Annotated in this window: 4 protein-coding genes, 1 tRNA gene and 1 pseudogene; 1 reads left to right on the plus strand and 5 read right to left on the minus strand. The window is 50.1% G+C overall.

Features of this window, described 5'->3' with window-relative positions:
* Positions 1-123: 123 nt before the first annotated feature.
* Positions 124-211: transfer RNA gene (locus WAO38_RS09295), tRNA-Ser, on the plus strand.
* Positions 212-291: 80 nt separating this feature from the next.
* On the opposite strand, the gene WAO38_RS09300 is transcribed toward WAO38_RS09295, so the two are convergent.
* From WAO38_RS09300 to WAO38_RS09320, 5 genes and pseudogenes are all read right to left on the minus strand, one after another.
* Entirely contained in the window at positions 292-558 is a 267-nt protein-coding gene (locus tag WAO38_RS09300) for a heavy-metal-associated domain-containing protein (RefSeq protein ID WP_422236469.1), read from the minus strand.
* A complete protein-coding gene (locus WAO38_RS09305) occupies positions 546-1,157 on the minus strand; it encodes a mercuric transporter MerT family protein (RefSeq protein WP_422236470.1) in 612 nt (203 codons plus the stop codon). The genes WAO38_RS09300 and WAO38_RS09305 overlap by 13 nt, the downstream gene beginning before the upstream one ends.
* A complete protein-coding gene (locus WAO38_RS09310; RefSeq protein ID WP_422236472.1) occupies positions 1,157-2,245 on the minus strand; it encodes a transglutaminase-like domain-containing protein in 1,089 nt (362 codons plus the stop codon). Before WAO38_RS09310 ends, WAO38_RS09305 begins: the two co-directional genes overlap by 1 nt.
* A 4-nt stretch (positions 2,246-2,249) precedes the next feature.
* Positions 2,250-3,284, minus strand: a complete 1,035-nt coding sequence (gene selD / locus WAO38_RS09315) for a selenide, water dikinase SelD (protein WP_422236474.1) — start codon at positions 3,282-3,284, stop codon at positions 2,250-2,252.
* Positions 3,268-3,910: pseudogene (locus WAO38_RS09320) on the minus strand (tRNA 2-selenouridine(34) synthase MnmH); the annotation flags it as partial. The pseudogene WAO38_RS09320 and the gene selD, both read right to left, overlap by 17 nt.

Genomic DNA, 3,910 nt, shown 5'->3' on the forward strand with positions numbered 1-3,910 from the left:
GGCTTAAACATATCAGCAATCGTGTGAATAAAGAACAAGCCCGTAAAAAGCCGCCGAGAAATCGTTACGGTTATTAGGCCCACGCTTAAGTTATATTTGGTACAATTTCACTCTTTCTTCAATGGACAGCTGGCCGAGTGGTCGAAGGCGCACGCCTGGAACGCGTGTATAGGGCAACCTATCTAGGGTTCGAACCCCTAGCTGTCCGCCATATCCCTCTATAATACTCATATTTGCAGACTTCCAAAAGACGATTTTTTTACTGTACCCAAAATACCGATTTATGCGGTTTTATTTTTGAATCACGTGTGTTGCCGTATATCCCGTTTTTTCAACCGCTTTTTGCATCATGGGAAGGGTGACCGTCTCATCGGTAGTTACCGTTGCGGATTCATTTTTAAAATTGACTTTGGCTTCTTGGACACCCGGGACGCTCAATAACGCTTTTTTGACGGCTAATGTGCACGCGATACAGTGCATCCCCCCGATGTGGAGTGTCCACACTTGGGCATAGGATAAAGTGGCTAACACTAACAAACTGAGCGTTATTCTCCCCATATCAATCCTTCATAGTAAGGATAGAAGAGTACGGCAAGGCTGAGGAGAAAAAGAATCCAGAAAAGCGATAGGAGAATTTTAGAGGTCAGGCTCGGCTCGCAATCGCATTCGATCTGTTTTTTGATCACCATGCGATAAAAACCGATACTCAGCATCACGACTGCCGCAGAGGTGAAAATCCATCGGTAGGGTTCCAAAGCGGCAACGTTGATGATTCCGGCAAAGGAGATTCCGAAAACCATAAAAAGGGTCGGGACGATGCAGCATGAGGCGGAAAGAAGAGCCGTGAGTAATGCACCGGAGAGGACAAGCACGGCACTGCGCCGTTCCTGTTCCATCATGGCATCCAGCGGGTTCTCTTCTGCGGGTCGCTCGATATATCCGTTGCCTTTGACAATGATGAGCCGTGTCGCCCCGTCACTCAGCGCCTCTTCCGTAAAGGTACAGTGTTGGGAGAGGGCGAAGCGTTTGCAGTTTTCGCGTCCGCTGAGGGTGTTGACCTCTACGGTGAGGGTCGCATCTTCAGGGAGTGCATCCAGCGCTTTTTTCGTCTCCAGTACGGGACGGGGGCAATCCATGTCACGGCAGTCGAGAATCATCAGCTTCCTCGTTTAGAACGGATCGTATAGCGGTAAGATGCCGGATCAAAGGGATCGAGGTATTCGCCGCCTATTTCAGCATATGGGTAGCCAAAGGAATCGAGGGTGCCTTGCGTATTGGCGGGATAGAGATCGAAGTCGCGCGCATGGTTGAATGCCATCCAGTTATTTTCCCAAAATCCGAAGAATTTATCGGAGAGTTCGAGCGCGCGGGGAGAGTTCTTTTCAATCTTCTCTTTGAACACCAGTTTGGTGATGTCGGCAGGATCGCAGGGGATCCACCCCATACTCGGAATAAAAAATTCCACTTTGCAGTGCTGAGCTTTGGTTATTTCCTCACCCGCGCCGAACGCGGCGGAAAAACGGGACGGTCCGACACGGATTCCCAGCACCTCGCGTGCGGGGATACCGGATGCACGCATCAGCGCGACGCACAGGGCGGACATATCAAGGCACTTGCCTCCCATGCGGCCATCGCGTTCGAGTTGCGCGAGCATAGCGTTTGGGCTCCCTACGCCGCATCCATGGACGCTTTCATCGCGGTAGCCGTTGGCGACAATCCAATCATAAATCTTTCGGGCTTTTTTGAGGGGATCGTTTTCATTTTCGATAATGATCTTTGCAATCTTGGCGACGTTTCCGTCTGTCGGAAGATGCGCTGTCGGTGCGAGGAATGCTTGGGATTGTTCAATCATGTCTGAGCAGATCCGTTTGGATTTCCAATCGCATTGACGGTCGTATAGCGCTATTTTAATACTCAATTCGGCTTGCTTGCTCACAGTGCTTTTATCCCAGCGGGCATAAAAGGTTTGGGCTTCGTATCGGTTGGTGTCCGTTTCGAAATGCTCTGGCGCGTCACAGTTGTTTCCTAGTGCGATAATGCGCTGAAATCCGCGGATATTCGAGGGGAGCGGAACCCATAGGGCACACTCTTTATCTTTATGGTGAGAGAGGTCAAATTTCCAGCTGATAGTATAGATAGCGGAGCCCTCTTTGGGCTCTGCTGCCGCATCGGCATTGAGAAAAGAGGGGGAAAGGCAAATTGCCCCGGTGATAGCTGTTTTTTTAATGAATTCGCGTCTGTGCATAGTGTTATCCTATAATAATATCGGTATCGGTTTTGGCGATGACTTGTGCGACAATAGCCGCCGGTATCCCTTCGTTAAGACAGCGTTCTTCAATCTTTTTGGCATTTTCGGCGCTTGCAGAAATCAAAAGCCCTCCGGATGTCTGTGCATCAAACAAGATCATCTCCATATCGGCTCCGATATCGCGATTAAAGCGTACTTTGGATTCGAGATACTCTTTATTCGCATAGCTTCCGGCAGGAATGATTCCCATCGATGCCATTCCGAGTGCCTCCGGGAAAAACGGTACGGCACCGGCTTCCACTTCGATCGTTTTCTTCCCTCCGCCCATTTCAGCCAGATGACCCAAGAACCCGAATCCCGTCACATCGGTGCAGGCATGGGCATCAAACTCCCGTGCGATCAGGGAAGCTTTGTAATTTAGGGTTTGCATCATTTCGGCCACTTTGATGACGGCAGCTTCCTCTAAAAGATCGGCTTTGATCGCGGTGATCAAAATCCCTAATCCGAGAGGTTTGGTGAGAACGATGAGGTCCCCCTCCTGCACGGTATTGTTGCGCAGTATCCGATCGGGATGGACAAATCCGGTACACGATAAGCCATAAAGCATCTCGGGGGTCTCGATCGTGTGTCCGCCGATGATAACGGCTCCGCATTCGTGTACTTTGCTTTGCCCTCCGCGCAGAATCTCGGTTAACACTTCGGTAGGGTGGTTTTTACCGTCAAATCCGACGAGATTGAGAGCCGTTTTAGCATCGCCTCCCATTGCAAACACATCACTCAGAGAGTTGGCCGCCGCGATTTGGCCGTAGACAAAAGGATCATCCACTACGGGGGTGATAAAATCGACCGTTTGCACCATCGCCAAATCATCCGTGATCCGGTAAACGCCCGCGTCTTCATTCCCCTCAAATCCGACGAGCAAATCTGTGTGAAACGATTTCAGATGACAAGTGACATTTTCCAGCGACCCGGGGGAAAGTTTGGCGGCACATCCCGAAGCACGGACAAATTTTGTTAACTTAGCGCTGTTGTTCATCTTGTATTCCCTTGAGAATTTCGAGTGTTTTGGAGAGGTTGTCATTGCAGATGCTGATGTCGGGTTTGATCGTAATTTTGTAGACTTTATCATAATATTTGGTGAGTAATATTTCCGAAACGCCGGCGAGATCGCCGTTTTTAAATGCGGCGATGCTGGAGGCTTTGTCGTCACGGCTGATGTAGGGGGAAATCCGTTCCATCCGCTCCAGGAAAAAAGTTTCATCCATCGTGTCGTACATGCGCATGATCCGCTCCACACGCTGCTCGATCGGTGCGGTGATCTCGATCCGGAATCCTGATTCCATCTGCCGGTAGAGTGCGGAGGGGAGCATGACTTTTCCGATCCGTTTACTCTCGGCTTCGACAAAGGCACGTCTATCCGGTTTTAATGAGAACAGGGCATGGACGAGTCGATTCTGGAACTCTTTTTGGCTCGGCTGTGCGCCGTTAACATCGCCGAATACCGAACCGTAATGGTTGGCCATTTTTTCAAGATCGATGACGTTGTCCAGCTCATTCAGGAGGTCGCTTTTACCGCACCCCGTATTTCCCGAGAGGGTAATGAAATTGACCGGGGGGAGATTTTCCAGATAATCGATGATAAAAGTCCGATAGGCTTTGTAC

The organism is Sulfuricurvum sp., assembly GCF_049277495.1.
Classification (GTDB): domain Bacteria; phylum Campylobacterota; class Campylobacteria; order Campylobacterales; family Sulfurimonadaceae; genus Sulfuricurvum.